At 69.1% G+C, this 26026-nt stretch carries 27 protein-coding genes; 8 read left to right on the top strand and 19 right to left on the bottom strand.

What is annotated here, in order from left to right:
- Window positions 1-3: 3 nt before the first annotated feature.
- The 5 genes from argF to ACO2Q1_RS04245 form a co-directional block, all read right to left on the bottom strand.
- Window positions 4-918 (bottom strand): ornithine carbamoyltransferase, encoded by a 915-nt coding sequence (gene argF, locus ACO2Q1_RS04265; protein ID WP_423328307.1) that lies wholly within the window; start codon window positions 916-918, stop codon window positions 4-6.
- 88 nt (window positions 919-1006) lie between these two features.
- Window positions 1007-1414: a GxxExxY protein gene (locus ACO2Q1_RS04260; RefSeq protein ID WP_423328306.1), complete on the bottom strand. Its 408-nt coding sequence runs from the start codon at window positions 1412-1414 to the stop codon at window positions 1007-1009.
- 27 nt (window positions 1415-1441) lie between these two features.
- Entirely contained in the window at window positions 1442-2635 is a 1194-nt protein-coding gene (locus ACO2Q1_RS04255) for an aspartate aminotransferase family protein (RefSeq protein WP_423328305.1), read from the bottom strand.
- Between the two features lie 249 nt (window positions 2636-2884).
- Window positions 2885-4129, bottom strand: coding sequence for a dipeptidase (locus tag ACO2Q1_RS04250; protein ID WP_423328304.1), 1245 nt, complete (start codon window positions 4127-4129; stop codon window positions 2885-2887).
- 24 nt (window positions 4130-4153) lie between these two features.
- Window positions 4154-5455 carry a M20/M25/M40 family metallo-hydrolase gene (locus tag ACO2Q1_RS04245; protein WP_423328303.1) on the bottom strand — a complete coding sequence of 434 codons (1302 nt, stop codon included), beginning with the start codon at window positions 5453-5455 and terminating at the stop codon, window positions 4154-4156.
- A gap of 68 nt (window positions 5456-5523) precedes the next feature.
- Here ACO2Q1_RS04245 and hemF point away from each other — a divergent pair, with 68 nt between their 5' ends.
- Window positions 5524-6402: an oxygen-dependent coproporphyrinogen oxidase gene (hemF, locus tag ACO2Q1_RS04240; RefSeq protein WP_423328302.1), complete on the top strand. Its 879-nt coding sequence runs from the start codon at window positions 5524-5526 to the stop codon at window positions 6400-6402.
- 18 nt (window positions 6403-6420) lie between these two features.
- On the opposite strand, the gene ACO2Q1_RS04235 is transcribed toward hemF, so the two are convergent.
- Window positions 6421-6897 (bottom strand): hypothetical protein, encoded by a 477-nt coding sequence (locus ACO2Q1_RS04235; protein WP_423328301.1) that lies wholly within the window; start codon window positions 6895-6897, stop codon window positions 6421-6423.
- 30 nt (window positions 6898-6927) lie between these two features.
- Complete coding sequence (locus ACO2Q1_RS04230) at window positions 6928-7677, bottom strand: glutamine amidotransferase-related protein (RefSeq protein ID WP_423328300.1); 750 nt, start codon at window positions 7675-7677, stop codon at window positions 6928-6930.
- A 125-nt stretch (window positions 7678-7802) separates the two neighbouring features.
- Here ACO2Q1_RS04230 and ACO2Q1_RS04225 point away from each other — a divergent pair, with 125 nt between their 5' ends.
- The gene (locus ACO2Q1_RS04225) at window positions 7803-8729 is read left to right on the top strand and encodes a WecB/TagA/CpsF family glycosyltransferase (RefSeq protein ID WP_423328299.1); all 927 of its coding nucleotides are present in this window, start codon (window positions 7803-7805) and stop codon (window positions 8727-8729) included.
- Here ACO2Q1_RS04225 and ACO2Q1_RS04220 read toward each other — a convergent pair.
- Together ACO2Q1_RS04220 and ACO2Q1_RS04215 are read right to left on the bottom strand one after the other, a co-directional pair.
- Entirely contained in the window at window positions 8672-9190 is a 519-nt protein-coding gene (locus tag ACO2Q1_RS04220; protein WP_423328298.1) for a hypothetical protein, read from the bottom strand. The genes ACO2Q1_RS04225 and ACO2Q1_RS04220 overlap by 58 nt on opposite strands.
- An 18-nt stretch (window positions 9191-9208) precedes the next feature.
- Complete coding sequence (locus ACO2Q1_RS04215; RefSeq protein WP_423328297.1) at window positions 9209-9649, bottom strand: DUF3592 domain-containing protein; 441 nt, start codon at window positions 9647-9649, stop codon at window positions 9209-9211.
- A 217-nt stretch (window positions 9650-9866) separates the two neighbouring features.
- Here ACO2Q1_RS04215 and ACO2Q1_RS04210 point away from each other — a divergent pair, with 217 nt between their 5' ends.
- From ACO2Q1_RS04210 to ACO2Q1_RS04200, 3 genes are read left to right on the top strand one after another with little or no spacing between them, the layout of a single operon-like run.
- Window positions 9867-11027, top strand: a complete 1161-nt coding sequence (locus tag ACO2Q1_RS04210) for a sensor histidine kinase (protein WP_423328296.1) — start codon at window positions 9867-9869, stop codon at window positions 11025-11027.
- Window positions 11020-12210 (top strand): sensor histidine kinase, encoded by a 1191-nt coding sequence (locus ACO2Q1_RS04205; protein ID WP_423328295.1) that lies wholly within the window; start codon window positions 11020-11022, stop codon window positions 12208-12210. The genes ACO2Q1_RS04210 and ACO2Q1_RS04205 overlap by 8 nt, the downstream gene beginning before the upstream one ends.
- Window positions 12207-12959 (top strand): LytR/AlgR family response regulator transcription factor, encoded by a 753-nt coding sequence (locus ACO2Q1_RS04200; protein WP_423328294.1) that lies wholly within the window; start codon window positions 12207-12209, stop codon window positions 12957-12959. The genes ACO2Q1_RS04205 and ACO2Q1_RS04200 overlap by 4 nt, the downstream gene beginning before the upstream one ends.
- 21 nt (window positions 12960-12980) lie before the next feature.
- On the opposite strand, the gene ACO2Q1_RS04195 is transcribed toward ACO2Q1_RS04200, so the two are convergent.
- From ACO2Q1_RS04195 to ACO2Q1_RS04160, 8 genes are all read right to left on the bottom strand, one after another.
- Window positions 12981-16352, bottom strand: coding sequence for an amidohydrolase family protein (locus ACO2Q1_RS04195; protein WP_423328293.1), 3372 nt, complete (start codon window positions 16350-16352; stop codon window positions 12981-12983).
- A 76-nt stretch (window positions 16353-16428) separates the two neighbouring features.
- Complete coding sequence (locus ACO2Q1_RS04190) at window positions 16429-17445, bottom strand: DUF2891 domain-containing protein (RefSeq protein WP_423328292.1); 1017 nt, start codon at window positions 17443-17445, stop codon at window positions 16429-16431.
- A complete protein-coding gene (locus tag ACO2Q1_RS04185; protein ID WP_423328291.1) occupies window positions 17445-18413 on the bottom strand; it encodes a DUF979 domain-containing protein in 969 nt (322 codons plus the stop codon). Before ACO2Q1_RS04185 ends, ACO2Q1_RS04190 begins: the two co-directional genes overlap by 1 nt.
- Entirely contained in the window at window positions 18410-19117 is a 708-nt protein-coding gene (locus tag ACO2Q1_RS04180) for a DUF969 domain-containing protein (RefSeq protein WP_423328290.1), read from the bottom strand. The genes ACO2Q1_RS04185 and ACO2Q1_RS04180 overlap by 4 nt, the downstream gene beginning before the upstream one ends.
- Window positions 19118-19176: 59 nt before the next feature.
- Window positions 19177-20085: a cobalamin biosynthesis protein CbiG gene (locus ACO2Q1_RS04175; protein WP_423328289.1), complete on the bottom strand. Its 909-nt coding sequence runs from the start codon at window positions 20083-20085 to the stop codon at window positions 19177-19179.
- Between the two features lie 234 nt (window positions 20086-20319).
- A complete protein-coding gene (locus tag ACO2Q1_RS04170) occupies window positions 20320-20844 on the bottom strand; it encodes a hypothetical protein (protein WP_423328288.1) in 525 nt (174 codons plus the stop codon).
- A 16-nt stretch (window positions 20845-20860) separates the two neighbouring features.
- Entirely contained in the window at window positions 20861-21667 is an 807-nt protein-coding gene (gene xth, locus ACO2Q1_RS04165) for an exodeoxyribonuclease III (RefSeq protein ID WP_423328287.1), read from the bottom strand.
- 88 nt (window positions 21668-21755) lie between these two features.
- Window positions 21756-22733: a hypothetical protein gene (locus ACO2Q1_RS04160; RefSeq protein ID WP_423328286.1), complete on the bottom strand. Its 978-nt coding sequence runs from the start codon at window positions 22731-22733 to the stop codon at window positions 21756-21758.
- Window positions 22734-22887: 154 nt separating this feature from the next.
- Here ACO2Q1_RS04160 and ACO2Q1_RS04155 point away from each other — a divergent pair, with 154 nt between their 5' ends.
- The 3 genes from ACO2Q1_RS04155 to ACO2Q1_RS04145 all read left to right on the top strand — a co-directional run bounded on the left by ACO2Q1_RS04155 (window position 22888) and on the right by ACO2Q1_RS04145 (window position 25385).
- Window positions 22888-24006, top strand: coding sequence for an MBL fold metallo-hydrolase (locus tag ACO2Q1_RS04155; RefSeq protein WP_423328285.1), 1119 nt, complete (start codon window positions 22888-22890; stop codon window positions 24004-24006).
- Window positions 24003-24770, top strand: a complete 768-nt coding sequence (locus ACO2Q1_RS04150) for an enoyl-CoA hydratase (protein ID WP_423328284.1) — start codon at window positions 24003-24005, stop codon at window positions 24768-24770. The genes ACO2Q1_RS04155 and ACO2Q1_RS04150 overlap by 4 nt, the downstream gene beginning before the upstream one ends.
- Before the next feature lie 117 nt (window positions 24771-24887).
- On the top strand, window positions 24888-25385 hold the full coding sequence (locus ACO2Q1_RS04145; protein ID WP_423328283.1) for a GNAT family N-acetyltransferase: 498 nt from the start codon (window positions 24888-24890) through the stop codon (window positions 25383-25385).
- A gap of 27 nt (window positions 25386-25412) precedes the next feature.
- Here ACO2Q1_RS04145 and ACO2Q1_RS04140 read toward each other — a convergent pair whose 3' ends face one another.
- Complete coding sequence (locus tag ACO2Q1_RS04140) at window positions 25413-25709, bottom strand: HigA family addiction module antitoxin (RefSeq protein WP_423328282.1); 297 nt, start codon at window positions 25707-25709, stop codon at window positions 25413-25415.
- On the bottom strand, window positions 25709-26020 hold the full coding sequence (locus ACO2Q1_RS04135) for a type II toxin-antitoxin system RelE/ParE family toxin (protein ID WP_423328281.1): 312 nt from the start codon (window positions 26018-26020) through the stop codon (window positions 25709-25711). Before ACO2Q1_RS04135 ends, ACO2Q1_RS04140 begins: the two co-directional genes overlap by 1 nt.
- Window positions 26021-26026 lie beyond the last annotated feature (6 nt).

The raw sequence follows: 26026 nt of genomic DNA, 5'->3' as shown, positions 1-26026 counted from the left end.
TCGTCAGCCGCCGAAGCACCAGGCCAGAACCGCCTTCTGGGCGTGGATGCGGTTCTCGGCCTCGTCCCAGACCAGGGATTTCGGGCCGTCGATGACGGCGTCGGTGACCTCCTCGCCCCGGTGGGCGGGGAGGCAGTGGAGGAAGACGGCGTCGGGATCGGCCTGATCCATCAGGGCCTCGTCCACGCCGTAGGATTCGAAGGCGGCCAGGCGCGCCTCATAGTCCTGGTCGCCCATCGAGACCCAGGTGTCGGTGACGACGACGTCGGCGCCCTTCACCGCATCACGCGGATCCGAGGTCAGGCTGACCGAATTGCCGCCCAGGGCCAGATCGCGCAGGTCGGGGTGGTATTCGGCCGGGCAGGCGACTGAGAGGTGGAAGTCGAATTTGGCCGCCGCGTGCATGAAGCTGTGGCAGACGTTGTTGCCGTCGCCGACCCAGGCCACCGTCTTGCCGGCGATCGGGCCGCGATGCTCCTCGATCGTGAGCAGGTCGGCCAGGATCTGGCAGGGGTGGGAGCGGTCGGTCAGGCCGTTGATCACCGGCACGGTCGCGACCCGGGCGAAGCGTTCGACGTCCTCGTGGTTGTTGGCGCGGATCATCACGGCGTCGACCATGCGCGACAGGACCCGGGCCGTGTCCTCGACCGGTTCGCCGCGACCCAGCTGCATGTCGGTGGAGTTGGCGATGATCGACGAGCCGCCCAGCTGGCGGATGGCCGCGTCGAAGCTGAAGCGGGTGCGGGTCGAGTTCTTCTCGAAGATCATGGCGAGGACGCGGTCCCGGCCCGGCGCGTCGGCGTCGGGACGGCCCTGGGGCCAGCCCTTGCGGGCCGTCTTGCGAACGTGGGCGTCATCGAGGATGGCCCGCAGATCGGCGGCGTCCAGGCGGTGGATGTCGAGGAAGTGACGGGTCATGGGTGATCTGGCCGGGTCGAAAGGAAGTTCATCACAAAGAGCACAACGACGTCACGGCGAGCACGACGGGAATGCGGCGAAAGGACAGTCATAGCACCAGACGGCGAAAGCCGTCCTTGAGTCTAGGGGCGTTGAAATTGATCAGATAGCCCAGTCGAACCTGCGAGAACCGCAGATAGGTGAGAATCTGGGCTGTGTGGATCGACGCCAGGGCGTCGATCGATTTCACCTCGACGATCACCCGACGCTCTACGAGAATGTCCAGGCGAAAGCCGACGTCCAGTCGTTCGTCACGATACTGGACAGGGATAGCGACCTGCCGTTCTACCGTCAGTCCGGCTCGCGACAGGTCGCCCGCAAGGCAGTGCTCATATACAGACTCGAGCAAGCCCGGTCCGAGTTCGCGATGCACCGCGAAAGCCGCGTCCATGACGGCACGACCGATCTGATTCACTTCCGGCGAAACAGGCGTGTTCCCGTCGTGTCCGTCGTGCATCCGCTGTGCCCGTTGTGATGAACCCGATCAGGCCGCCATCTGCGCGCGGGCGGTTTCGCAGGCGCCTTCGAAGCGTTGGATCGCCTCGCGGGCCTCGTCGAGGGTCATGTTGAGGGGGGGCAGGATGCGGCAGCAGTTGTCGCCGCCGCCGGCGATCAGCAGTTGCTGCGTGTCCCGCGCCAGGGCCATGAAGTCGCGGTTGTTCGGGACCAGTTTCACGCCGATCAGCAGGCCCTTGCCGCGCACGTCGACGATGACGTCCGGGAAGCGTTCCTGAAGCCCGGCGAGCTGCTGCTTCAGATAGCCGGCGACCTCGTTGACGTTCTGGATCAGCTCGGGCTTTACCATTTCGCCGAAGGCGGCGAGGCCGACGGCCATCGCCAGGGGGTTGCCGCCGAAGGTGGTGCCGTGAACGCCGGCGACCATGCCGGACGCCGCCTTTTCCGTGGCCAGGCAGGCGCCGATGGGGAAGCCGCCGCCCAGGGCCTTGGCGATGGCCATGATGTCGGGCGCGATGCCCGCCCATTCGTGGGCCCACAGCTTGCCCGAACGGCCCATGCCGCACTGGACCTCGTCAAAGATCAGCAGGACGCCGGTCTCGTCAGCCATCTGGCGCATCCAGCGCAGGTCTTCCTCGGGCGTGACGCGGCAGCCGCCCTCGCCCTGCACCGGCTCCAGTACGATGGCGCAGGTCGTGGGGTTGCGGAAGGCGGCCTCCAGCGCCTCGCGGTCGCCCCAGACCAGCTGATGGAAGCCTTCCAGCCGGGGGCCGAAGCCCTCGACATAGGCGGGGTTGGCGGCGGCGTTGATCGCCCCGTAGGTGCGGCCGTGGAAGGAGCCGTCGAAGCCGTAGATGTCGATCCGCTCGGGCGCGCCGTTGGCCCAGTGATAGCGGCGGGCGGTCTTCAGCGCGCATTCGACGGCTTCCGTGCCGGAGTTGGCGAAGAAGACCCGGTCGGCGAAGGAGTGTTCGCACAGCAGGTCGGCCAGGGCCTCCTGGTCCGGGATGCGGAAGATGTTTGAGACGTGCCACAGCTTCTCGGCCTGGGTCTTCACCGCCTCGACGAGGACCGGATGGGCGTGGCCCAGGGCGTTGGTCGAGATGCCGGAGACGCAGTCCAGATACTCCGTGCCGTCCTTGGCCCAAAGACGCACGCCTCGGCCGCGATCCACTTCCAGCGGAGCACGATTATAGACGCCCATCAGATGGTTTACGGACACGGGACCAGACCTCCAAAAGCAAGAGGCCCCGCCGTGGAACGACGGAGCCGGACAAGAGGGCGGTCTTGTCGGGCGGATAGGGGTGTTAGTCAACACCGGGGGATGCGGCTCGCGCTCAACCCCCCGTCCGTTGGAAGAGGTGGCGCGGCCCGGCCCTGCGCCGTGCGGAGGGCCTGATCCAGACGCGGGTGTGTCGCCGGCCCCCTCCACCGCTGCGCGCTCCCCCTCCCCCGGTGGGGGAGGATTGGTTCAGCCGATCGTCGCCAGGTTCGGACGTTCGGCGGCCTTGGCCTTCGCCACGGCCTCGACCGCGCGCATGACGCGCAGCATGTTCTCGCCGGCGAGTTTGCGGAGGTCGGCGTCGGACCAGCCGCGACGGGCCAGTTCGGCCAGCAGGGCGGGATAGGCGTCCACCCCTTCCAGGCCGACGGGCAGGGAGCCGACGCCGTCGAAGTCGCCGCCCAGGCCCACGTGATCGATCCCGGCGATGCGGCGGACATGGTCGACGTGGTCGGCGACGTCGGCGATCGAGGCGGTCGGCTGGGGATTGGCCTGGACCCAGGCGCGCAGGCCCTCGGTCACCGCCTGGGGCGCGCCGGGGTTGAGCGACCTCAGCCGGGCCTCTTCGCCCGCGCGGTTCGCGCCCCACTGGCGCACCTTTTCCGAGACGAAGGCGGGAACGAAGGTGACCATGACGACGCCGCCGTCCTCCGCCATCAGGCGCAGGACGCTGTCGGGCACGTCGCGCGGGTGGTCGGTGACGGCGCGGGCCGAGGAGTGGGAGAAGATGACGGGGGCGTCGGAAACGCGGAGGGCGTCCAGCATGGTTTCCTCCGACACGTGGCTGAGATCGACCATCATGCCGAGCCGGTTCATCTCCTTGACCACCTGTTCGCCGAAGGGAGACAGGCCGCCCCACTTCGGCGCGTCCGTGGCGCTGTCGGCCCAGGTGGTCGTCGTGGAGTGGGTCAGGGTCATGTAGCGGGCGCCGGCGTCGTGGAACTCGCGCAGCAGGCCGAGGGAATCGGCGATGGAATAGCCGCCCTCCATGCCGATCAGGCTGGCGATCTTTCCGGCGCGATGGATGCGGGCGATGTCGTCGGCCGTGGTCGCCAGTTCGAAGACATCGGGGTGGGCGGCGACCAGACGCTTGACCGTGTCGATCTGTTCGAAGGTGGCGCGGGCGGCCTCCAGAGGGGTCATGGAGGCCGGAACATAGACCGACCAGAACTGCGCCCCGACGCCGCCGGCGCGCAGGCGCGGGATGTCGGTATGCAGTCGGTTGGCCGACTGGTTGGTCGTCAGATCCAGGGCGTGGGGATCATTGCGGAAGTTCTGGCGCAGGGCCCAGGGCAGGTCGTTGTGGCCGTCGATCAGGGGCGTGCGGTCCAGCAGGCGGCGGACACGGACCTCGTCGGCGGTCGGCGTCGTCTGGGCGAGGGCCGGGGCGGCGAGCGTCAGCAGGGCGGCGGCGAGCAGGGTCGTGCGGATCATGGCGGTCTCCGGGTCGGACGGCGATCAGGGTTGCAGGCTGAGGCGAGAGATGAGGACGGCGGCACGCTGGGCCTGGCGCACCAGACTGTTCAGATCCACCGATTCGCCCTCGGCGTGGGCGCCGGAGCCAGCCATGCCCAGACCGCCGAGAGTCGGGACGTCGGCGGCGACGAAGCCGCTGTCGGCCGCGCCGCGTCGGGCGGGATCGAACTCGGCCATTTCGGGCAGGCCCAGGTCACGGTTGACCGCATTCAGCCGGTTGAGCAGGTCGCGATTGCCCTCGGTCGGGGCCATGGGCGGATAGCCGGTGTCGCCGAAGACCAGTTCGGCGCCCGTGCGCGGCAGGTGTTCGGCGACGATGGTCTGCATGCGGTCGCGGGCGCGGGCCTCCTGCTCGGGGGTCAGGGCGCGCAGGTCGCCGCGGGCCACGGCGGTCTCGGCGACGATGTTGGTCTTGCCGGAGGCGGCGACCCGGAAGCCGTCGGCGTCCAGCGTCGCGGGCGTGCCGCCGGCCAGGACGCCGACGTTGTAGGTGAGGTTGGGCTCCGGCAATTCGCGACGGAAGGCGTCGAGAATGCGCGCCAGTTCGTAGATCGCGCCATAACCGAGGGCGTCGTTGAAGACGCCGCTGGAATGGCCGGTGCGGCCGGTGGTCCGCAGGGTCCAGTTGGTCGAGCTGCGCCGGGCCACGGTGCCGAAGTCGCGGCCGTTCTCGATCGCCAGACCCTCGAACTCCAGGGCGAAGTCGGCGGCCTTGCCCGCGTCGATCAGGTCCTTGCGAGAGACGGACAGGGGCGCGCCGGTGCGCTCCTCGTCGCCGGTGAGGAAGACGGTGACGCTTGCATCTCTCAATGTCCCCGCCGCCTGCATGGCGCGCAGGGCGGACAGGATGACCACGACGCCGCCCTTGTCGTCACCGACGCCCGGACCGACGGCCGTGTCGCCGTCGCGGACGAAGGTCTGGAACGGACTGTCGGCCTCGAACACCGTGTCGAGGTGGCCGATCAGCAGCACATTGCGGCCCGGCCCGGCGTGGGTGGCGACCAGATGGCCGGCGCGGCCGGTCTCGGCCATGTCGATCCAGCGGACATCGAAGCCCAAGGCTTCGAATTCGGGACGCAGCATGTCGGCCACGGCCCGAACGCCGGGCAGGTTCAGGGTGCCGGAGTTCTGATTCACCAGCCGCTCGAGCAGGGCGATGTGGCGGTCATGTTCCGCGACCACCGTGCGGGCCATGGTCTGTTCGGCCGGGGCGAGGGCCGGGGTTTGGGCGAGGGCCGGACCGGCCAGCAGGGCGGCGCAGAAGAGGAGGGCGGTCAGCCGCATGGCAGGCTCCGGCAAAAGGATTGATCTGGATCATGGCCCGGCGGACGGCGGGGGTCTAGAAGGCGCGCATGAGCGACATCACCCTTGACCCCCTGGCCCTGAAGAAGGTCGAGACGCGCGCCTGGTTCGAGGCCCTGCGCGATCGCATCCACGCCGCGTTCGAGGCGCTGGAGGATGCGGCGCCGTCCAACCTGTATCCCGGCGAGCCCGGCCGGTTCATCCGCACGCCCTGGGAGCGACCGGAAGGCGGCGGCGGGGTGATGGGGATGATGCACGGGCGGCTGTTCGAAAAGGTCGGGGTGCATTGTTCGACGGTGCACGGAACCTTCCCGGCCGACTATGCGAAACAGGTTCCGGGGGCGGCCGAAGATCCCCGGTTCTTCGCCACCGGGATCAGCCTGATCTGCCATCCGCGCAATCCCAATGTGCCGGCGGTGCACATGAACACCCGCTTCATCGCCACGACGAAAAGCTGGTTCGGCGGCGGGGCGGACCTGACGCCGGTGCTGGACCGGGATCGGCGCGACGATCATCCGGACACAGTGGATTTCCATGCGGCGATGAAGGCGGCCTGCGATCCGCACGGCGCGGATTTCCACGACCGGTTCAAGGCCTGGTGCGACGAATATTTCTACCTGCCGCACCGCAAGGAGCCGCGCGGCACCGGCGGCATCTTCTATGACCACCACGATACGGGCGACCACGACGCCGATTTCGCCTTCACGCGGGATGTGGGGACGGCCTTCGCCGAGATCTATCCGGCCATCGTGGCGCGGCGCATGGGCGAGGCCTGGACGCCGCAGCAACGCGAGGAACAGCTGATCCGCCGCGGGCGGTATGTGGAGTTCAACCTGCTCTACGACCGGGGCACGACGTTCGGCCTGAAGACCGGCGGCAACGTCGAGTCGATCCTCAGCTCCATGCCGCCGGAGGTGAAGTGGCCGTGACGGTTCGGTGAGGCCGGATCAGTTCGGGGCGATATAGGCGCCGATATGGCGCCACGAGCCGGTCGGGGTGCGCTCCAGTTCGGCGTAGACGGCCGGCTGGGTTCCTTCCCGATAGCGGACCAGGACGGTGCGTTCGTGCACCTCCGGGCGGTTCAGGGTCACGGTCGCGCCGGACGGGACGAACTCGGCCTGGATGGCGCGGCAGTTTCTGAGGGACAGAGGCTCGCGCGCCGTCTGATGCGCCGCCAGGGGGCGGAACGGCGGCGACTGGACCAGGGCCACATCCGACACCTTGAGCGGCGACCCGTCGATCGGCCGCGAGAAGAGCTCGAGCGTGATGCCTACGACGGCGCAGTCCTCGGCCGAGGCCGGGCGGGCGTTCGCATGGCGATCGGTCGTCGGGTCGGTCGAGCCGGTCATGGCGCAGCCGGCCAGAAGGGCGGCCAGGCCGAGGGCGGCGAAGCCAGGCCGGGCGATGGAAGCGGCGTGTTTCATGTCGAGACCTCTCGGGTCATGCACTGCAATTCAGATGCCGCTGCCCTGATCCTCGGCGGGCGGCGGGGTCAGCATCAGGAAGGCGCGGATCCAGGCGGTCAGGACGGCGCGGTCGTTGGGGCCCCTGAGGCTGGCGACGGCCCGATCCGCCAGGTCATGATCGATGCGGTGGCCGCGCCGGGCCTCGACCAGGGCGGCGGCGTATTCCGGCTGGAACTCCGGATGGCACTGGAAGGAGACGGCGCCGTTCGGCCCGCCGGTCGGATCGTCATAGGCGAGGGCGGCGAAAGGGGTGAAGTCGCAGGCGGCGACGACCCTGGCGTCCGGCGGCCGGGCGATCACCTGATCCTGGTGCGAGACGGCGATGGAGATGGCCGAGGCGCGCGGATACATCCACGGTTCGTGCGTCGAGACATCATAGCGGTGCAGGCCGACGCCCCATCCCCGATCGGACTTCTCGACCTGTCCGCCGAAGGCCTGGGCCATCGCCTGATGGCCGAAACAGATGCCGACCAGCCGGGTCCGGCCGCGCGCGGCCCGCAGCCAGTCCAGCAACTGCGGGATCCAGGGCAGGTCGTCATAGACGCCGGCCGCCGAGCCGGTGACGATCGCGCCCTGGTAGGTCGTGGGATCGTTGGGCAGACGTCCGGACTGGACGTCGTAGCGGACGGTGGCCACGCCCTCGCCCAGCAGGGCGCGGAAGCGGGCCGGATAGTCGTCGAAGGAGTCACGGAGTTCCGGCGGCGGGTGGCCGGTCTCCAGAATGGCGATGGGCTTCACGTCGGGCTCCGGAAGGGGCTCAATGTATGGCCGCTCCCTTCGGTCGGGGAAAGGGCGCCCGGTTCGTCGCCCGTTAACCGCGTCCGATCACACAACCTTGAGGCGCGTCGGGCTAGGGTCGGGGCATGGCCGACATCGCCCATACAGAGAGCCCGCCGCGTCCGGCGCACGCCCGCGACAATCGCCGGCGCCGGGTCCGTACGGCCTTTCGACGGGAACGCCGGGCGACCGAGCGCGTGCGCCTGCTGGGTCAGGTCATCGACCTGGTCCGGCCCGAAGAGGTTCTGCATCATCTGAACCGCTGGATCGGCGAGGGCCGCAAGGCCGTCGTGGCCAATCACAATCTGCACAGCCTCTATCTGGTGCGGCGGTCGCCCCGGATGCAGGCCTTCTATGACCGCGCCGATCTGATCGAGCTGGACTCCACGCCGCTGATGGCCTTCGCGCGGATGATCGGCCTGAACAGCCGGGGCTTTCACCGCTGCACCTATCTGGACTGGCGTGACGCCTTCTGGAGCCAGGCCAACCGCAACGGCTGGCGCGTGATGTACGTCGGAGGCACGGCCGAGGTGTGCCGGATCGCCGTCGAGCGGCTGAGCGCCCGCTATCCCCGTGCGGTGATCGCGGCCACGGACGGCTATTTCGACGCGACGCCCGGCGCCGACGGCAACGCCGCGACGGTCGCCCGTGTGGCTGAATTCCGGCCGCAGATCCTGTTCGTGGGCATGGGCATGCCGCGGCAGGAGGAATGGATCATCGACAACCTGGACGCCCTGCCGCCCGCCGCGATCTTCTCCGTCGGGGCCGCCTTCGACTATGAGGCCGGCGCCCAGAAGTCGGCGCCGCGCTGGATGGGTCGGCTGGGGGTGGAGTGGCTGTATCGCCTGGTCGCCGATCCCCGACGCCTGTTCCGCCGGTACTGCATCGAGCCGTTCGGTCTGATCGACCTGTTCTGGGCCGATATTCGCGCGGCGCGTCGGCGCGCAAAGGCGCTTCAGGTCGCGGGCGGAGCGGCGGGATCGGCGCGGATCCAGCGCGGCAGCACATTGTAGTCGGACGCCCCGCAGTTCGTGACATAGCTGTTGGACGTCGCCACCTCATTGCGGCGGATCACGCACAGCCGCCAGTCGTCGGGAAGCCCCATGACGGAGGCCAGGACGATCGCGCCGCGCGGCCAGGGTTCGCCGGTCGCGGGACGGGCGGCGGACTGGGCCGGAGGCTGGCCGCCGATCGGGCGGACGTGGATGTCGCGCCGGATCGACCGCTCGTAGTTGCAGCTGACGGCATAGGCGCCCTGGAACACCTCCAGAACGGTGCAAGGGTCCCAGTGGCCCTTGTCGACGGGGTCTTCGACCTCGACCCTGTCATAGGGCGAGAGGGTCGGCGCGGCGGGCGGCGGAGCGACCACCGACGGAACGGCCGGGGGCGTCGGCGGCGGAACGTCCTGGGCTGCGACGGGGAACGCCGAACAGAGGGCGATCAGGGCCGAAACGGTCAGGGGGACGCGAGGCATGGCTTTCTTCCTCAACGATCAGCGGTTCGAGGCGAACAGGACGACGGCGACCAGCAGGAAGGAGGCGCCGATGAGGACGCCGGACAGCCTCAGCGCGCGCACGTCCCCGGTAGGTTCGAGGACGGCGTAGGCGGGATGATCGGGATCATAGCGAACCTCGACTTCCGCCCCGGACGGATAGCGGGCGAGGACGGCGTCGGCCTGGTCGCCGGTCAGATTGGTCTGAACGAACGACAGCCGTGAGGATTCATGGCGGGCGCCGCGCACTTCATAGGCGTAGCGGACCGTCGCCCAGCGCCCGCCCTTGGCGTTGCGGTTGATCCTGGACTGAACCACGCGGGCGCGGGCGATCGGCCAATGGCGGGCCTCACGGATGCGGGCCTCCGCGCGCGCGGCGGCCCAGAAGGTCAGGAGGGGCGCCAGCACGCCCGGCACGGCGATCAGCAGGATCCACGTCATCCGGTTCCCTTCCGTCCGGCGCCCCTCGGCGACGTCCCCCGGACGAAGCCTCGATGCAACGATGCGACGCCCAGCGGATCCGGAAAGGCGGTTGCGACCAAGAGCGCCGCCCGCGCGACGAACGGGCTTGGCGGGCGTGTCAGGGACCGTCACTGTCGCAATCAAGCTGAGCCGCGCGGGATAGGGCGGGATCAAGCGGGGAGTCTGGGGGAAGGCGATGTGGGGACGTGCCGTCGGGCCGATCTGGCGTCTGGTCGTGACCCTGTGGATTTTCGGCTACGCCCTGGTCGACGTCACCGCGACGCTTCAGGGCAAGGGGCCGCCGGGGCTGATGTTCCTGGCCTGTCTGCCGCAACTGGCGTCAGGCCTGGCCTTTTCGGCCCTGCTGCTGATGGTGCTGGCGTGGACGGACCGCTGGCCGGTGCTGCTGCGTTGGCCGGCGGTCGCTGTGTCGGTTCTGGTCGCCGGACTGTTGCAGTCGGTGTTCGATCTCGCCGTGCTGATGGCCTGGGCCCGGACCCTGATCCCCGACTGGCGGTCGTGGACCGAGTGGGAGGGCGCGGTCTATCTGGGCCGGGTGGGTCAGGTCCTGATCCTGTATGTCTGGACGTTCAGCCTGATCGTGGCGGCGCGCCTGACCATCCAGGCCAACGACCATGCGCGGGAGGTGGAGGCGCGGGCCGCGGCCCTGGAGGCGGCCAACCGCAAGGCCGAGGCCTCGGCTCTGCGCATGCAGTTGAACCCCCACTTCATGTTCAATGCGCTGAACAGCGTGGCCAGCCTGGTCGTCACGGGGCGAGAGCGCGAGGCCGAGCGGATGATCGGCTATCTCGCAGACTTCCTGCGCGCCTCGCTGAACGCCGATCCGGCGCGCGACGTGTCGCTCGCGGAGGAGGCCGCGACCCTGCGCGCCTATCTGCGGATCGAGGAGATTCGGTTCGGGCGGCGCATGCAGTTGCGGATGGAGATCGCCCCCGAGGCAGACGAAGCGCGGGTTCCCGGCTTCATCCTGCAGCCGTTGGCGGAGAACGCCGTGAAGCACGGGATCGCCCCGGCGCGTCGGCCCGTGGTGCTGCGGGTGGCCGCCGAGCGCGTCGGGGATCGGCTGCTGGTGACGGTCGAGAACCGGGCGGCGGAAACGGCCGATCGCCCGGCGCAATCGCGTGATCCGGCGCAGGAACCCCAGATCCGCGCCGTCGGCGATCGGGTGAAGGGTCCGGGCGTCGGCCTGGCCAACACCCGCCAGCGTCTGGCGGTGGCCTATGGAGAGGCGGCGTGGTTGACGGCGCGGCGGCTGGAAGACGGCTTCCGGACAGAGATCGACCTGCCGTTCGTCGCCGCGCCGGGACCGGACGTCGGAGGAACGGGCGATGTCTAGGGCGGCCGGTCCCGTCGTGCGCCTGGGACCGGAGCCGGCGGTCACGCCGGCGACGGTGAGACTGGTCATCCTGGTGTGGGTGTTCGCGGTGCTGATGGCGGCGACCGGACACGCCATGCAGGGCAACGACCCGTTCAACTTCTATCTGCTGAACTACATTCCGCCGATGCTGACCAGCATCGGCTGGAGTCTGGCCCTGATCTCGCTGATGGGGTGGTCGCAACGATTGGCCCTGCCGCTGCGCCTGCTGCTGATGGCGGCGGCCGTGCTGGCGGTCAGCGCCGTCCAGACGACGATGGACATGATCTACAACCGCATGCTGGCCCTGACGGTGGCGCCGGTCTGGCGTGACTGGGCAGTTGAGCTGACCAATGCCCGCTTCGCCTTCGCGCTGATCCTCTACATGTGGACCTTCGCCTTTTCCGTCCTGCTGATCTGGGCGATGCGGGCCAATGACAGCGCGCGGATGAACGCCGCAAGAGCGGCCGCCTTCGAGGCCGCGACGCTGAAGGCCGAAGCCAATGCGTTGCGGCTGCAGCTGAACCCGCACTTCCTGTTCAACACCCTGAACGGCATCGCCAGCCTGACGGTCACGGGCCGCAAGGCGGCGGCGGAGGAGATGATCAATCTGCTGGCCGACTTCCTGCGGTCGTCGATCGCATCGGATCCGGCCAGCGAGATCACCCTGAAGGACGAGACGGCGACGACCCTGGCCTATCTGCGGATCGAAGCCGCACGTTTCGGCGACCGGATGACGGTCGAAACGCGGATTCCCAAGGCGCTGGAGCGCGCCCTGACGCCCAACTTCATCCTTCAGCCGCTGGCCGAGAACGCGGTGAAATACGGCGTGGCCCCGTCGCGACGGCCGGTGACGATCCAGGTCAGGGCCAGCCAGAGGGACGGCGTCCTGCTGCTGAGCGTCGAGAATCGCCTCACGGCCGAGGCCGGACGGGCGGGGCAGTCGGCGGCGCCGACGGAGCAGCAGCTTCGGCACGGCATCGGCCTGGCCAACACCCGGCAGCGCCTGGCCCTGGCGTATGGCGAGGCGGCCTGGCTGACGGTTCTGCCGCTGGACGACGGCCATCGGGCCGAGATCGGCCTGCCGCTGAGTTTTGCTCGGGCCGCCCCCGAACCCGGATCCCGGGCGAAGGGATCGCCGACGTCGCCGAGGAGGAGATCATGAAGGTCGTGCTGGCCGACGACGAGCCCCTGGCGCGGGACCTGTTGCGGGCCCTGCTGGCCGACATCGCCGATGTCGAGGTGGTGGGCGAGGCGGGCGACGGGCTAGAGACGATGGACCAGGTCGCGGCGCTGGATCCCGACCTGCTGATCCTCGACATAGAGATGCCGGGCCGGGACGGGATGGCGGCGGCGGAGCTGCTGCGCGGGCGTCCGGACGGGCACGGGGGTCGGCCGGCGGTGATCTTCGCCACGGCCCACAGCGACCGGGCGCTGGACGCCTTCGGTCTGGACGCCGCCGACTATCTGATGAAGCCCATCCGTCGGGAGCGACTGGACGAGGCGCTGGAACGGGTGCGGCGGCGCATGGCGGCCGCAGGTCAGGGCGTGGACGAGGCGTGTCCGGATCTGACGCTGGACGCCATCTGGGCGCCGACGCGTCAGGGACAGGTGCGGGTGCCGCTGGCCGAGGTCAGCCACGTGGTCGCCGACAAGGACCACGTGTTCCTGCACCTGAATGGGCGGCCCTATATGGTGCGGATGACGATGGCGAGGATCGAGGCCGTCGCCGCGCCCTTCGGTCTGGCGCGGGTGCATAGGTCGGTGCTGGTGAGGCCGGAACGCATCGCGGCGGTCAGCCAGTCCGGCAAGGCGGTGCGGCTGAGGCTGGACGACGGGACCGACCTGCCGGTCGGCCCCGCCTATCGCAGTCAGTTGCGGGCCTGGATCGGACGGGCGGCGGTCCCGACCTGAACTGGCGCGCCAGCCCTCGCCTCAGTCGTGGCCATGGGCGTGGCTGTGGCCCTCGGCCGCCGCCGCCGCAGCGCCGGACGGCATGGCCTCGCCGTCGGCCGACTGATGCCAGAAGGGCTTTCTGGGCAGTTCCCGACGGCCCACCTCGTTCATGCCGCTGTCGTAGATGCGGCCGTTGATCATGGTGTAGCTGATCGAGGTCGTGTCGCGGATGTTCTCCAGAGGATTGCGGTCCAGCACGACCAGGTCGGCCAGCTTGCCGGGCTCCAGAGAGCCCAGGTCCTTGTCCATGCCCAGCGAGCGGGCCGGGTTGATGGTGCCGGTCCGCAGCGCCTGGATCGGCGTCATGCCGCCCTGGGCGAAGGCCCACATGTCCCAGTGCGAACCCAGACCCTCGCGCTGGCCGTGGGCGCCGATGTTGGTCAGGACGCCGATGTCGTTGAGGCGGCGCGCCTCGCGGGCGATGGAGATGTGGTTCAGTTCCTCAGGTTCGACGTGGACCGGACGACGGGCGCGGGCGTCGAGGATGCGGCGCGGCACATACTGGCGCAGGATCGGCTGATCCCAGACCTTGCTCTCCTGGTACCAGTAGTTTTCGCCCCAGTTGCCGCCGTAGGCCACGACCAGGGTCGGGGTGTAGGCCACCTCGGTCTGGCGCCAGAGCTGGTGGACGTCGGCGTAGAGGTTGGCCAGGGGGATCGAGTGTTCGATCGTGGTGTGGCCGTCCACGATCATCGACATGTTGTGCTGATAGAGGGAGCCGCCCTCGGGCACGATCATGATGCCGAGTTCACGCCCGGCTTCGATGATCTGCTGGCGCTGGTCGCGTCTCGGCTGGTTGTAGCTCTTCACCGAGATGGCCCCGACAGCCTTCATGCGGCGCAGGTTGGACAGGGCGTCCTCCAGGCTGTCGACCTGGGCGGTGAAGGGGGTGGAGGCGCCGTACAGGATGGTGCCGGTGGAGTAGATGCGCGGCGCCACCACCCGGCCGGCGCGGGCGTATTCGGAGTGGGCGAAGATTTCCGACGAGTCGTTGGACGGATCGTGGATGGTCGTCACCCCGAAGGCGAGGGAGGCGTAGTTCACCCAGCTCTGCTGCGGGATGATCTCCTCCGAGCCCATGGAGCCGTGCCAGTGGGCGTCGATCAGGCCGGGGATGATGGTCTTGCCGGTCATGTCCATCTGGACGGCGCCGGCCGGAATGGCGACCGAACCCCAGGGGCCGACGGATTCGATGCGGTTCCCGTTGACGATGATGACCCCGTTCTCGATCACCTCGTCCCCCTTCATGGTGACGATGCGCGCGCCGGTCAGGACGATGCGGCCGGTCGGACGGGCGGTCTCGGCCGAGATGCCGATGGCGACGCCGCGCTCGGCCGGCTTGGGCAGTTCGGCGGGAGCGCCGTCGACGAACTTGAACGACTGGTTCAGGTCGCGGCTGAAGAACTCCGGCCCGAGCGACCAGTTCAGACGGCGGCTGTCGCCGGACCAGTTCAGCCATTCGCCCGCGTCGCGGGTGACGCGGGCCTGGGGAATGTCCTCGCCCTTGGCCGAGACGGTGATCGGTCGGCCGGTGGCCACGAAGGGGGCGACATAGGCGTTGAACCGTTCGGTCCAGGCGACCCACTTCTCGTCGGGGCTGACCGCGAATTCGGCGACGTTCTCGCCCTTCAGGTGGACGCGCTCCTCATGACCGTTCAGGTCGACCGACTTGAGCGCCCGCTCCTCGCCCTCGCGGCCCACGAAGAAGATGCGGTCGTTCGAGGCGCCGAAGCGGGGCGAGCCGCCGCTTTCGGTGATCAGCACCGGTTCGCCGCCGGCGGCCGGCACGCGGTAGAGGCCGGTCTCGCGGCCCCACAGGCCGGTGGTCAGATAGCCGTCCGAGGTCGCGCGATAGACGATGGTGCGGCCGTCGGGGCTGAAGGTCGGCTCGACATAGTGGCCGGGGTTGCGGGTGACGACCCGTCCCTCGCCGCCCGTCGCGGGCACGACGCGGACGGCGCCGAGGTTTTCGTCCGACCAGGTCGTATAGACGATCGAACGACTGTCGCGCGACCAGGAAGGATAAAGTTCGAAATGGTCGGATTGGCGGGTCAGGCGGCGTGCGGCGCCGGGCTCTCCGTCCCCGTTGAGGTCGCGGATCCACAGATTGCCGAGGGCCTCGAAGACCACCCTGGAACCGTCGGGCGAGGCCTGGGCCCAGCGGATCATCTTGACGTCGAACCGCTCGGGGGCGACCTCGACCGGGAAGCGCACCGCCGGCTGGATCGTGCGGGTGTCCGTCACATGGAAGGGGATGTTCGACACCGCTTTCGACGCCACGTCGATGCGGCGGATCTCGCCGCCGGCCCAGAAGACGATGGCCGAGTTGTCGGGCGTCCAGCTGAAGGCCGGATAGACGCCGTGAATCGCCCAGGTTTCCTGAAGATCGCGGTCCAGGCCGTCATAGATCGGGGTCTCGCGTCCCGAGGCGATGTCCATGACGTAGAGGACGGACTTGTAGCGGACGCGCCGGATGAAGGCGACGGACTTGCCGTCCGGCGACGGCTGCGGCCGGATCGAGCCGCCGGGGCCGGAGAGGAAGGTCTCGGTCTCGCCGGTCTGACGGTCGAGGCGCTGGATGACATAGATCTGGGTGTTCGGGTCCTTGGAGTATTCGAAGGTCCCGCCCGGCGTGGCGTCGTCAGAGAAATAGAGGTAGCGGCCGTCCGGTGAGAAGGCGGGTTCGCCCGTGTCCTTCTGTTGGGTGCGACGTTCGGTCAGCTGTACGCCGGAACCGCCCGAACGGTGCCACAGCCACATCTCGCCGGCGCCGAGAGAGCGGGACGAGGTGAAGTGCTTACGCCCGACGATGAACTCGCCGTCCGGGGACCAGTCGGGCTGGGTGACCAGCCGGAAGGTTTCCTTGGACACCTGGGTGGGATTGGACCCGTCGGCGTCCATGACCCAGATGTTGTCGCCGCCGCCCCGATCAGAGGTGAAGGCGATCTTCGTTCCGTCCGGCGACCATTTGGGCTGCATGTCCCAGGCCACGCCCGCGGCGATGTTACGCGCCTCGCCGCCGCCGATCGGCATGACGTAGATGTCGCCCATCAGGTCGAAGACGATCTGACGGCCGTCCGGGCTGACGTCCAGCGACATCCAGGTGCCCTCGGTCACGTCGAGGTTGATCGTCTCGGTCGGGCCGGCGGGTTTCTGAACGTCCCACTTCGGCTTTTCCGGGGTGGCGGGCGGCGTGGGCGTGGTGGCCGGGCCGGCCTGGGGCACCGGCTCGGGCGCCGGCTGGTCCGGCGTGGGGGCCGGGGGCGCCGGCTGGGGTTGAGGGGGCGTCTGGGCGACGGCGCCGCCTCCGATCGCCAGAGCCGCGACAGTGGCCAGCCAGAAACGCTTCATCACGCCATCCCCCAAACTGTGGAGGCGAAGGTCTAGCCGGTTCGGGAGCGCCTTGGCCAGTCCGGCGACGGACGGATCAGTCGTCGGCCGCCAGAAGCGCCAGCAGGGCGAAGCTGGCCAGCCAGTGTTCGCCCATATAGTCGCCCGTGACCTGGGGCAGGGCGGCGTCGAGATGGGTCTCGGCGGAGGCCTGGGCGACGGGTCGGGCGGGGTGATCGGCGGGCAGGCCCGAGGCGATCTCGCGCCAGCACCAGGCGCGGCTGAGGTTCAGGCCGTCGAGGTGGGCGATCTTGCCGTCGGTGCGGTCGCTGACGGAGGCGGGTGTGAAGAGGGTCGCGGGTCGGCGGTCGGCGACGTGCGGCAGGAAGGCGTCGAACCAGGCGGCGAACCTTTCTGGAGCCAAGACCTGGCGCATGAGTGACGCTTCCATCAAGGCCGGTGACAGGAACTCGTCCTGTGAAGGCTCCCACGCTTGGCAGGCCTGGTCGCTAAAATGCCAGGAGCGGGCGCGACCCCGACAGAGGCCGGCGAGGGGAGCATCGCCGACCCGTTCGGCATAGTCGAGCGTCAGGCGCAGGGCGAAGGCGGTGTTGAAATGGGTCCCGACGCGGACGGGATAGGTGGCCAAGGGGAGATAGGCCCTGAACCGGTCGGCGAAGGCGTCGGCGAGCGGGCGCAGGGCGGCGGACCAGCGGCGGCCATGGTCGGTGTCGTGGCGTTTGAGTTCCGCCGCCAGCATCAGGAGCCAGGCCCAGCCATAGGGGCGCTCGAAGCCCCGGCTGGAGGGACGGGCCAGATAGGCGGTCTCGCCGGCGACCTTTTCCGCCGTGAAGCTGGCGTCGGCCAGGGCGATGATCCGCGGCGCCTCGGCCATGTCCGGGTGCAGCCGAAGCGTGGTCAGCAGGGTCCACCAGCCGTGGACGCAGGAGTGCCAGTCGAAACTGCCGAAGAAGATCGGATGGGCTTGCTGCGGGCTGATTACGTCCTCCGGCCCGGTGAGGACGTGATCCATCTTGTAGGGCCAGGGACGGGTGACATGACCCAGGGCCGTGCGGGCGTAGAGGGCGGCGGTTTCGGCGGTGAGGCGGGTCATCAGAACCGGAAGGCGAGGAAGTACATCAGGGCCATGTTGGCGACGAGCAGGGCCAGGGCGGTGGGAGCCTGGGCGCGGATGACGCCGTTGAAGGCGGCGTTGCGATCCGGCAGGTCCAGCAGGTTGGCGGGGACGACGTTGAAGTTGGCCGCCATGGGCGTCAGCAGAGTGCCGCAGAAGCCGGACAGCATGCCGATGGCGCAGACGATGGCCGGATCGCCGCCGAACTGGTGGATGACGAACGGCAGGCCGATGGCGGCGGTCATGACGGGGAAGGCCGCGAAGGCGTTGCCCATGACGATGGTGAACAGGGCCATGCCCAGGCTGTAGGCGACGACGGCGATCAGGGGACCGGTCATGGGCACGACGTCCGAGATCGTGCCGCCGACCACCTGTCCGACGCCGGCCAGGGCGAAGACGGCGCCGAGGGCGGCCAGCATCTGGGGCAGGATGGCGGCCCAGCCCACGGAATCCATCAGGCGACGGCCCTCCTGGAGCGGGGCGGTCAGGGGCGGCCGGAACATGGCGACGGCGGTCGAGATGGCCAGGACGGCGCCGAGGCCCAGAGCGATCAGGGTCGGGTCCTTCGGATCGAACAGGGGCGTGTCCCCGATCCGGATCTTGGCCAGAACCAGGGTGCCGAGCAGGGCCGTCGCCGGGATGATCAGCGCCGGAATGAACAGGCGTGAGCCGAACCTTTCGGCGTAGGCCTGGCGTTCCTCGGGCGGGGTGGTCGGCGGCTTGCCCTGACCGAGACCGCCGATCCCGGCGATGGCCACCAGGGCGATCAGCAGCAGGCCGTTGCCGAGATCGCCCAGCCACTGGCCGAACAGGAAGCTGATCGACAGCAGGCCCCAGAAGGCGGCGTTGCGCAGGCGTTTGGGGTTTTCCGCGTCGGTGACGCTGAACACCGAGAAGGCCGCGAAGGTCAGGCCGGCCAGGATGTAGACCCAGACGAGGGAGATCATCGACCGGCCTCCGTCTCGCCGGTCTGAACGGGCGGCGCCTCGGCGGCCTCGCGGGCGATACGGCGGTCCAGCAGGATCAGCCGGGTTCCATGGATGGCGAAGGCGACGATGGCGGTAGGGATGGCCCAGACCGACAGATGCAGCGGCTGAACGATGATGCCGTTCTGTTCCAGGAAGCCCTTGATCAGCAGGATCGAGGCGATGGCGATGAAGATGTCCTCGCCGAAGAACAGGCCGATGTTGTCGGCGCCCGCCGCATGGGACCGGATAAGGAACCGGGTCTTGTCGGGCATGCCCGGGTGGCGCGCCTCGGCGGCGGCCTCGGCCATGGGCGCGATCAGGGGGCGAACCATCTGCGGGTGGCCGCCGAGCTTGGTCTGGCCCAGCGCCGCCGTGATCTGGCGCACCAGAAGGTAGCCGGTCAGCAGGCGGCCGGTGGTGACCGTCCTCAGGTTGGAGATCAGGCGTCGCGCCTGTTCCTGCAGGCCATAGCGTTCCAGCAGGCCGATCACGGGCAGGACCAGCCAGACGATGGAGATGTAACGGTTGTCGTTGAACGCCTTGCCGAAGGCGGCGATCGTTTCGGGCAGGGACAGGCCGCCGCTGACCCCGGTGACCAGCGCGGCCGCCAGGATGACCATCAAGGGGTTGAGCCGCAGAAGAAAGCCCGCGACCAGAACCGCGATCCCCAGAAGCACAAGCATGAAAATCTCCGCTCGCGCCTGACGCTAGAGCCTGATCGACAGGGCGCAAGGGGGAAGATTCACACCCCGAGGATCCAGCCTTCCTCGTCCTGAACGCGCGCGATCAGGGCGTCGTCGGCGTCTTTGGGCGGGGCGAAGGCGGCGGCGAGGTCGCCCCGGTCGTCCATCCCGGCGAAGTGTTCGGCGGTCAGACGGACCTTGGCCTGGTCCTTGAATTCGCCCGTCTGGGGCTTGGCGGCGTAGAGCGCCGGCCAGACCTCGGTCACGAGAACGGACAACGGCTCCAGATCGTCGGCGTCGAGCTTGCGCCAGCCGGTTCCGAACGGCCAGACGGCGGCCGACGGGCCGAGCGCGTCCAGCAGGCGACGCACCACGGGGACGCCGACGAGCGTCTGGCCGCCCATCGCCCCGGCGCCGTGCATCTGCCACAGGGTCTTGGGCGCCAGCTTGCCGGTCGCGGCGCGGGCGTCGGTCGCGCGCAGTTCGGGCACGCCGGCGTCGGCGTCGACCGGCGGCTTGGTCGAGGTCAGCCACCGCTGCGCCTGGCTGGCCGGAGCGCCCCAGAACGGCCAGGCCTGATCGGTCATCAGCCGGTTCATCTTGGCCGCCACCTGGTAGCGGTTGTTGGTGTTGTCCGGCTTGTCCTTGAGATTGTCGTCGATGAATTTCCACATCGCCGACCAGGCGGGCGCGCCCTTGAGGTCAAGCTTCGCCGCCGTGCCCGCCGGATAGCCGAAGGCGAAGTCGAAGCCGAGCAGGACGCGGTCGCCGCGCTTGCGATGCTCGGCCAGCAGGTCGGCGAGCAGGGCCTCGCCCTCGGCGCGGGTGGCGGCGTTGTGGGTCTCGGTATAGAGGCGGAAGCGGACGTCGCGCTTGGCCACGCCGATCCACAGCGACCCCTCGCCGAGCTTCTTGCCCTCGGCGGCGGTCCAATCGGCGATGACATAGGCGTCGAAAAGGCGGGCCACGACGGCCTCCCTTGAAAGGCGAAAATACAGGAACGGGGGCTTCTACCCCCTGAGGCGGGGGCGCGCCAGTATGATGCTGGGCGCCGGCGCGCCGCGCTACGTTCGCGACGCGGTCGCTCACTTCTTGAGCGCAGATCCCCTCAGTCGAGCGGCGGTACGCGGGAAATGCTGCGGGTGCATCGCGCTCAGGTCGTGAGGCTCCGCGAGCCGAACGTAGCGCGGTGTGTCAACGCCTTACCTCAACAGCGCTTCGACATGGGACAGCCAGCGCCGGCCCAGACGCAGGGCCTCGGCCGGCGAGGCGGCGGAGCCGGCGCCCTGTGCGGCCATGCGCGCGTTCCACAGGGACAGTTCGAACTCGGGCCAACGCGGATCGAGGAACATCAGGCGCAGGGTCACCTCCGAGGCCTCCGGCGCCATGACGTCCAGCGACTTGCGCGCCTCGCCGCGTCGGACCCGGGCGACGACGTGCCCGTCGACGATCATTTCGGCGCCCTCGATCTCGTCGAAGGCGAAGACAAGGCCGTCGGCGCCGCGGTCCCACAGCACCGCCAGCTGGCCGCCGGAGAAGTCGAGACCGGCCGCGCGGCCCTCGAGCGGCGAAAAGGCCTCGGTCTCGGCGGGCCGGCCCAGGGACTTGAGCATGGCGCGGCGCAGCCGCCGGTCCGGCTCCATCCACCAGTTGAGCAGCAGGGCGCCGGTGGTCAGGGCGGCCGCCGACAGGCCGATCAGCAGGATGACGCGGAACGCCTCGCCCATCAGCCGGAACGCCCGATCATGCGGCGAGGTCGAGTTCGACGACGACCGGCACGTGATCGGACGGCTTGTCCATGTCGCGGGCGTCGCGATGCGTCTCGACGGCGACGAAGCGGTCGGCCGCCTGGGGCGACAGCAGGTGGAAGTCGATGCGGATGCCGTTGTTCTTCTGCCAGGCGCCGGCCTGATAGTCCCAGAAGGTGTAGGTTCCCGGCGCCTGGCCGCCCAGTTCGCCGGCCTCGGCCAGGCCCAGAGTCTTCATCGCCCGGAAGGCGGCGCGGCTCTCGGGCTGGAACAGGGCGTCGCCCAGCCAGTTCTCGGGATGGCGGGCGTCCTCGGGCTCGGGGATGACGTTGTAGTCGCCGCAGAGGACGAACGGCTCTTCCCAGGCCAGAAGGGTCGCGGCGTGGGCGCGCAGGCGCTCGAACCAGGCCAGCTTGTACGGAAACTTCTCCGTGCCCACCGGATTGCCGTTCGGAAGATACAGGCCGCCGACGCGCACCGGCACGGGCGCCTCGACCAGGGCCTCGATATAGCGGGCCTGGTCGTCTGGCTCCCCGTTCAGTCCTGAAGTCTCGCCGCCGGGGAGGCCGCGCCGGACATCCGACAGCGGGTGTTTCGAGAGAATGGCCACGCCGTTGTAGGTCTTCTGGCCGTGGGTCTCGACGTTGTAGCCGAGGCTCTCGAAGGCCTCGCGCGGGAACTTTTCGTCGACGGTCTTGATCTCCTGGAAACAGACGACGTCCGGGGCCGCCGCCTCCAGCCAGGCCAGGACGGTCGGCAGGCGGGCGTTGACGGAGTTCACGTTCCAGGTGGCGATACGCATGGGGCGGACGCTAGAGGGATTTTGGGTCAAAGAAAACGGCCCGGACGCGAGAGCATCCGGGCCGTCGATCTGTAGTCTCGTGCGAGCGTTAGCGGCGCGAGCTGGGGGCCGGAGCGGCGGCCGGAGCCGGCGTCAGGGTGCAGCCGCCGCCGATGCGTTGGGCGGTGGCGCAGGGATAGACCTGTTGCACGGCCTTGGCGTTGTCCATGCGGATGATGGCGCCGTCGGCGCCGTTGCACTTGGCTTCGTAGAAGGCGCCGTTGGCGTTGGCGCCCATGTAGCGGACCTCGGCGACGTCGCACGAGGCGGCTTCGCTGCCGGTGAGCCAGGCCTTGAAGGTGGCGGCCTGTTCCATGGCGGTGGTGTAGCGGCAGGCGCCGCTCATCGAGCGGATCTCGATGCAGGGCGTGGCCTTCCAGCCCTGGCCGTCGCGTTCGACCCAGTAGCCGTCAACGCCGGGGCAGCCGACTTCATAGACGGTGAGGTTGTTGCGCACGCCCGTCGCCGAGCCCTGGTCGACCGCGCATTCGACACCGGCGGCCTTGGCGTAGCCGGTGACGACCTTGAGGACGTCCTGATTAGCCGGCATTTCGCACTGCAGACCGACGTCGGCGGCCGGGTCGCGCTGGCGCGCCAGATCGGCCTGTCCGAACAGATCGACGCAGTCGGCCGAGGTGGCGGCGATGGCGGCGACGTCGCCCTTGGCCTCGACGGCCGTGATCAGGATGTAGCCGGGGCCGGTGACGCAGGAGGCCTCGTAGATCGACTGGCCCTGGGCGCTGTTGCCGCGCAGGTTGGCGTCCACGACCTGACAGCCGGGCTCCAGTTCGGCGGCCAGGGCGACGGCGGCCGCCTTGATCTGCTCGGGCGAAGCCTGACGTTGAGGCCGGGCGTTGCTGCGGCCGCGGGTGGTGCGGGCGGCGCGCGCTTCCCGGTCGGCGGTGCGGCCCGGGACGATCCGCTCCACCGGCGGATTGGTGGTGGTGGACGGCGCCTGCTGGGCGACGGCGGGCAGGGCCGAGGCGAGCGCAAGGCCCGCGACGAGAGTGGTGAGGCGTTTGAACACGTAGGGTCTCCCGGTCGAAGGACCTGATTGGTGATCGCCAAATCCGGCAATGGCGCGGCGGGGTCAAGCTCTGGCGCAGCGATCGGCGCCGGTTGATGCTGGACGCCTGTGGTCCAATCGGCTTATCTCGCGCGAGTTTTGATAGGAGACCGACTTGGCGGAAGGCGCTGGAGGAGCAGTCCCGGAGACGTCGGCGGGCGCGGGCGCGCGTGGTCTGACCTATCCGTTGGGCGAGCCGCCGGCGCCGGGCGAGGCGGTCGAGGCGGCGCGGGGCGTGCTGTGGTTGCGGCTGCCGCTGCCGATGGCGCTGAACCACGTCAATCTCTACGCCATCCGCGACGGCGAGGGCTGGGCGGTCGTCGATACGGGCCTGGACACGCCGCCGTCGCGCGACGCCTGGGAGGCGGCCCTGGCGGGGCCGCTGGAAGGGCGGCCGGTCACTCGGGTGATCTGCACCCACATGCATCCCGATCATCTGGGCCTGGTGGGGTGGCTGTGCGAGCGGTTCAAGGCGCCGCTGCTGATGTCGCGGCTCGAATATGTCACCGGCCGCATGCTGGTGGCCGACACCGGTCGCCCGGCGCCGCAGGAGGGGATCGATTTCTTCCGTTCGACGGGATGGAGCGACGAACAGATCGAGCGGTATCGCGCGGAGTTCGGGCGGTTCGGCAGGGCGGTGTCGCCCCTGCCGCAGGCCTATACGCGGCTGGCGGACGGCGATGTGCTGACGATCGGCGCGGACGACTGGACGGTGGTCGTCGGCAGCGGTCACAGCCCGGAGCATGTGTGTCTGTGGCGCCGGTCGGACGACGTCTTCATCGCGGGGGACCAGATCCTGCCGCGCATCTCGTCCAATGTCTCGGTCTGGCCGACGGAGCCCCTGCAGGACCCGCTGGACGACTGGATGCGGTCGCTGGATCGGCTGGAAGCCCTGTTGCCCGAGACGACCTTCGTCCTGCCGTCGCACGGCGAACCCTTCTATGGCGTCCGGGAGCGGCTGGGAGCCCTGAGGCGGGGCCATGAGGTCTCGCTGAAGCGGCTGGAGCGACGGCTGGCCGAGCCGCGCCGCGCGATCGACGTGTTTTCCAGCCTGTTCGCCCGACCGGTCGGCGACGGGATTCTGGGCATGGCCACCGGCGAAAGCGTGGCGCATCTGAACTATCTGGCCGGGCAGGGGCGCGCGCGTCGCGAGACGGACGCGAGCGGCGTGGTCTGGTGGACGGCGACCGGCCCTGTCGAGGGCGGCGAGGAAGATTTGGAGAAGGCCTCATGAGCGAGCATGTCGCGGTCGAGCTGGCGAACGGCGTCCTGAGCGTCGCCCTGAACCGGGCCGACAAGAAGAACGCCATTACCCAGGCCATGTATACGGCTCTGGCCGAGGCCACCGAGCGGGCGCGCACGGACGACGCGGTGCGCGTGGTGCTGTTCCGGGGCGAGGGCGACAGTTTCTCGGCCGGCAACGACATCGCCGATTTCATCGCCATCGGCCAGCAGGGCGGACGTCAGATGGCCGACGCGCCGGTGTTCCGCTTCCTGAGGGCGCTGGCCGACCTCGACAAGCCTGCGGTGGCGGCGGTGCGCGGCCGGGCGGTGGGCATCGGCCTGACGCTGCTGGTCCATTGCGACCTGGTGGTGGTCGCCGAGGACGCCCTGCTGTCCGCGCCCTTCGTCAACCTGGCCCTGGCGCCGGAGGCGGCGTCGTCGATCCTGTTGCCGATGGCGATCGGCCATCAGAGGGCCTACGAACTGTTCGCCCTGGGAGAGCCGATCGACGGGCGCACGGCCCTGGCCTGGGGTCTGGCCAATCGGGCGGTCGCCGCCGACCAGGTGGAGGCGACGGCGGCCGAACTGGCGGGCAAGCTTGCGGCGCGAGCTCCCAATTCGCTGAAGAAGACCAAGCGACTGATGCGTGACGCCGAGGCCCTATGGGCGCAGATGCTCCGCGAGGGCGAGGCGTTCGGGTCGCAACTGACCAGCCCGGAGGCGATGGAGGCCTTCATGGCCTTCACCCAGAAGCGCGCCCCCAACTTCAGCTGAATTCGGTCGGGTCGTGGTCCGCAGGTGCTTTGAAAGGCGGCAGGCCATCATTTTGAGCGAAGTCTGAGATCGAACGCGATCGCAATCGAACCGATTTCGCTCTATGGCCGCGCCGCAATGACCGACATTCTGACCACCGCCCAGACTCTCGCGACCGCGATCGCGCCGGAACGTCCCGAGGACGAGGCGGCGGTCGAGGCCCTGGTGCTGGCCGCCTTCGGGCCGGGTCGGTTCGCCAAGACGGCCGAGCGTCTGCGCGAAGGTTCGGTCCCGGCGGCCGGCTTCGTGGCGCATGAGGCGGGAGAGGTCGTGGGGTCGGTCAGGCTGTGGCCGATCCGGGTCGGCGAGACGCCGGCCCTGTTCCTGGGGCCGATCGCCGTCGATGCGAACCGACGCAGCGCGGGACTGGGGGCGGAACTGGTCGCGGCCTGCATCGACTTCGCCCGCGTGTCGGACACCGGCGGCGTACTGCTGGTGGGGGATACAGCCTATTTCGACCGGTTCGGGTTCGTCGCCGCGCCGGATGTCGTCCTGCCGGGACCGGTGGATCGTCGGCGCGTGCTGTGGCTGGCGAACACGGTCGTCGCCGTAAACGGACCCGCGGTCATCGACTGAGGGTTCTGCGTCTCAGGCGGCCAGTGCTCAGGCGGCCAGCGGGGATACCTTTATCTCGTCTGAACGGGCGCGCGCTTGAGCCAGATCGTGGGCCGCCTGCATCCGCAAAAGAGTGTCGGCGCTCAACCCAAAGGCCTTCTCGAAACGGATCGCCATTTCGGCGGACACGCCGGCATGGCCATTCAGAAGGCTGCTCATCGCCTGGCGCGTCACGCCCAGACCCTCAGCCGCTGCCGTCACGCTGAGATCGCGAGGGCCGATGATCTCCGCCTTCAGCCAGAGCCCCGGATGGACGGCGAAATCGGCGTGAAGCTTGATCGACATCAGTGATAATCCTCCAGATCCATGTCCTCGACAGCCAAGGCCTCATTCACGCGAAAGGTCAGACGCCAGTTGCGCGTCACCGTCAGCGACCAGACGCCTTTCCGGTCGCCGGTCAGAAGGTGGGCGCCGAAGTTGGGTGGAGCCTTCAACTCTTCAGGGCTGGAAATAGCGACGATATAGGCCAGCATGCTCCGCAATCGCGGCGCGAGATCGGCCGACAGTCCGCGCGGATCGCCAGTCTCCGCGAATCGACGCAGCGCCTTGTGCCGAATGGACGCGATTTCCACGGCAACAGAATGAAGCAGAGCCAAGAGATT

This window comes from Brevundimonas sp. VNH65, assembly GCF_049445955.1.
Lineage (GTDB): Bacteria > Pseudomonadota > Alphaproteobacteria > Caulobacterales > Caulobacteraceae > Brevundimonas.
The sequence above is the reverse complement of the archived record's forward strand: the minus strand, read 5'-3'. Positions and strand labels throughout refer to the sequence as shown.

Excerpts from the sequence above, each read along its gene's own strand:
- ACO2Q1_RS04210 (WP_423328296.1), top strand. The coding sequence starts at position 9,867 with ATGTGGGGACGTGCCGTCGGGCCGATCTGGCGTCTGGTCGTGACCCTG.
- ACO2Q1_RS04220 (WP_423328298.1), bottom strand. The coding sequence starts at position 9,190 with ATGCCTCGCGTCCCCCTGACCGTTTCGGCCCTGATCGCCCTCTGTTCG.
- ACO2Q1_RS04245 (WP_423328303.1), bottom strand. The coding sequence starts at position 5,455 with ATGCGGCTGACCGCCCTCCTCTTCTGCGCCGCCCTGCTGGCCGGTCCG.
- ACO2Q1_RS04215 (WP_423328297.1), bottom strand. The coding sequence starts at position 9,649 with ATGACGTGGATCCTGCTGATCGCCGTGCCGGGCGTGCTGGCGCCCCTC.
- xth (WP_423328287.1), bottom strand. The coding sequence starts at position 21,667 with ATGCGTATCGCCACCTGGAACGTGAACTCCGTCAACGCCCGCCTGCCG.
- ACO2Q1_RS04225 (WP_423328299.1), top strand. The coding sequence starts at position 7,803 with ATGGCCGACATCGCCCATACAGAGAGCCCGCCGCGTCCGGCGCACGCC.
- ACO2Q1_RS04260 (WP_423328306.1), bottom strand. The coding sequence starts at position 1,414 with ATGCACGACGGACACGACGGGAACACGCCTGTTTCGCCGGAAGTGAAT.
- ACO2Q1_RS04235 (WP_423328301.1), bottom strand. The coding sequence starts at position 6,897 with ATGAAACACGCCGCTTCCATCGCCCGGCCTGGCTTCGCCGCCCTCGGC.
- argF (WP_423328307.1), bottom strand. The coding sequence starts at position 918 with ATGACCCGTCACTTCCTCGACATCCACCGCCTGGACGCCGCCGATCTG.
- ACO2Q1_RS04180 (WP_423328290.1), bottom strand. The coding sequence starts at position 19,117 with ATGCTTGTGCTTCTGGGGATCGCGGTTCTGGTCGCGGGCTTTCTTCTG.
- ACO2Q1_RS04250 (WP_423328304.1), bottom strand. The coding sequence starts at position 4,129 with ATGATCCGCACGACCCTGCTCGCCGCCGCCCTGCTGACGCTCGCCGCC.
- ACO2Q1_RS04190 (WP_423328292.1), bottom strand. The coding sequence starts at position 17,445 with ATGACCCGCCTCACCGCCGAAACCGCCGCCCTCTACGCCCGCACGGCC.
- ACO2Q1_RS04205 (WP_423328295.1), top strand. The coding sequence starts at position 11,020 with ATGTCTAGGGCGGCCGGTCCCGTCGTGCGCCTGGGACCGGAGCCGGCG.
- ACO2Q1_RS04185 (WP_423328291.1), bottom strand. The coding sequence starts at position 18,413 with ATGATCTCCCTCGTCTGGGTCTACATCCTGGCCGGCCTGACCTTCGCG.
- ACO2Q1_RS04145 (WP_423328283.1), top strand. The coding sequence starts at position 24,888 with ATGACCGACATTCTGACCACCGCCCAGACTCTCGCGACCGCGATCGCG.
- ACO2Q1_RS04195 (WP_423328293.1), bottom strand. The coding sequence starts at position 16,352 with ATGAAGCGTTTCTGGCTGGCCACTGTCGCGGCTCTGGCGATCGGAGGC.
- ACO2Q1_RS04170 (WP_423328288.1), bottom strand. The coding sequence starts at position 20,844 with ATGGGCGAGGCGTTCCGCGTCATCCTGCTGATCGGCCTGTCGGCGGCC.
- hemF (WP_423328302.1), top strand. The coding sequence starts at position 5,524 with ATGAGCGACATCACCCTTGACCCCCTGGCCCTGAAGAAGGTCGAGACG.
- ACO2Q1_RS04150 (WP_423328284.1), top strand. The coding sequence starts at position 24,003 with ATGAGCGAGCATGTCGCGGTCGAGCTGGCGAACGGCGTCCTGAGCGTC.
- ACO2Q1_RS04140 (WP_423328282.1), bottom strand. The coding sequence starts at position 25,709 with ATGTCGATCAAGCTTCACGCCGATTTCGCCGTCCATCCGGGGCTCTGG.
- ACO2Q1_RS04200 (WP_423328294.1), top strand. The coding sequence starts at position 12,207 with ATGAAGGTCGTGCTGGCCGACGACGAGCCCCTGGCGCGGGACCTGTTG.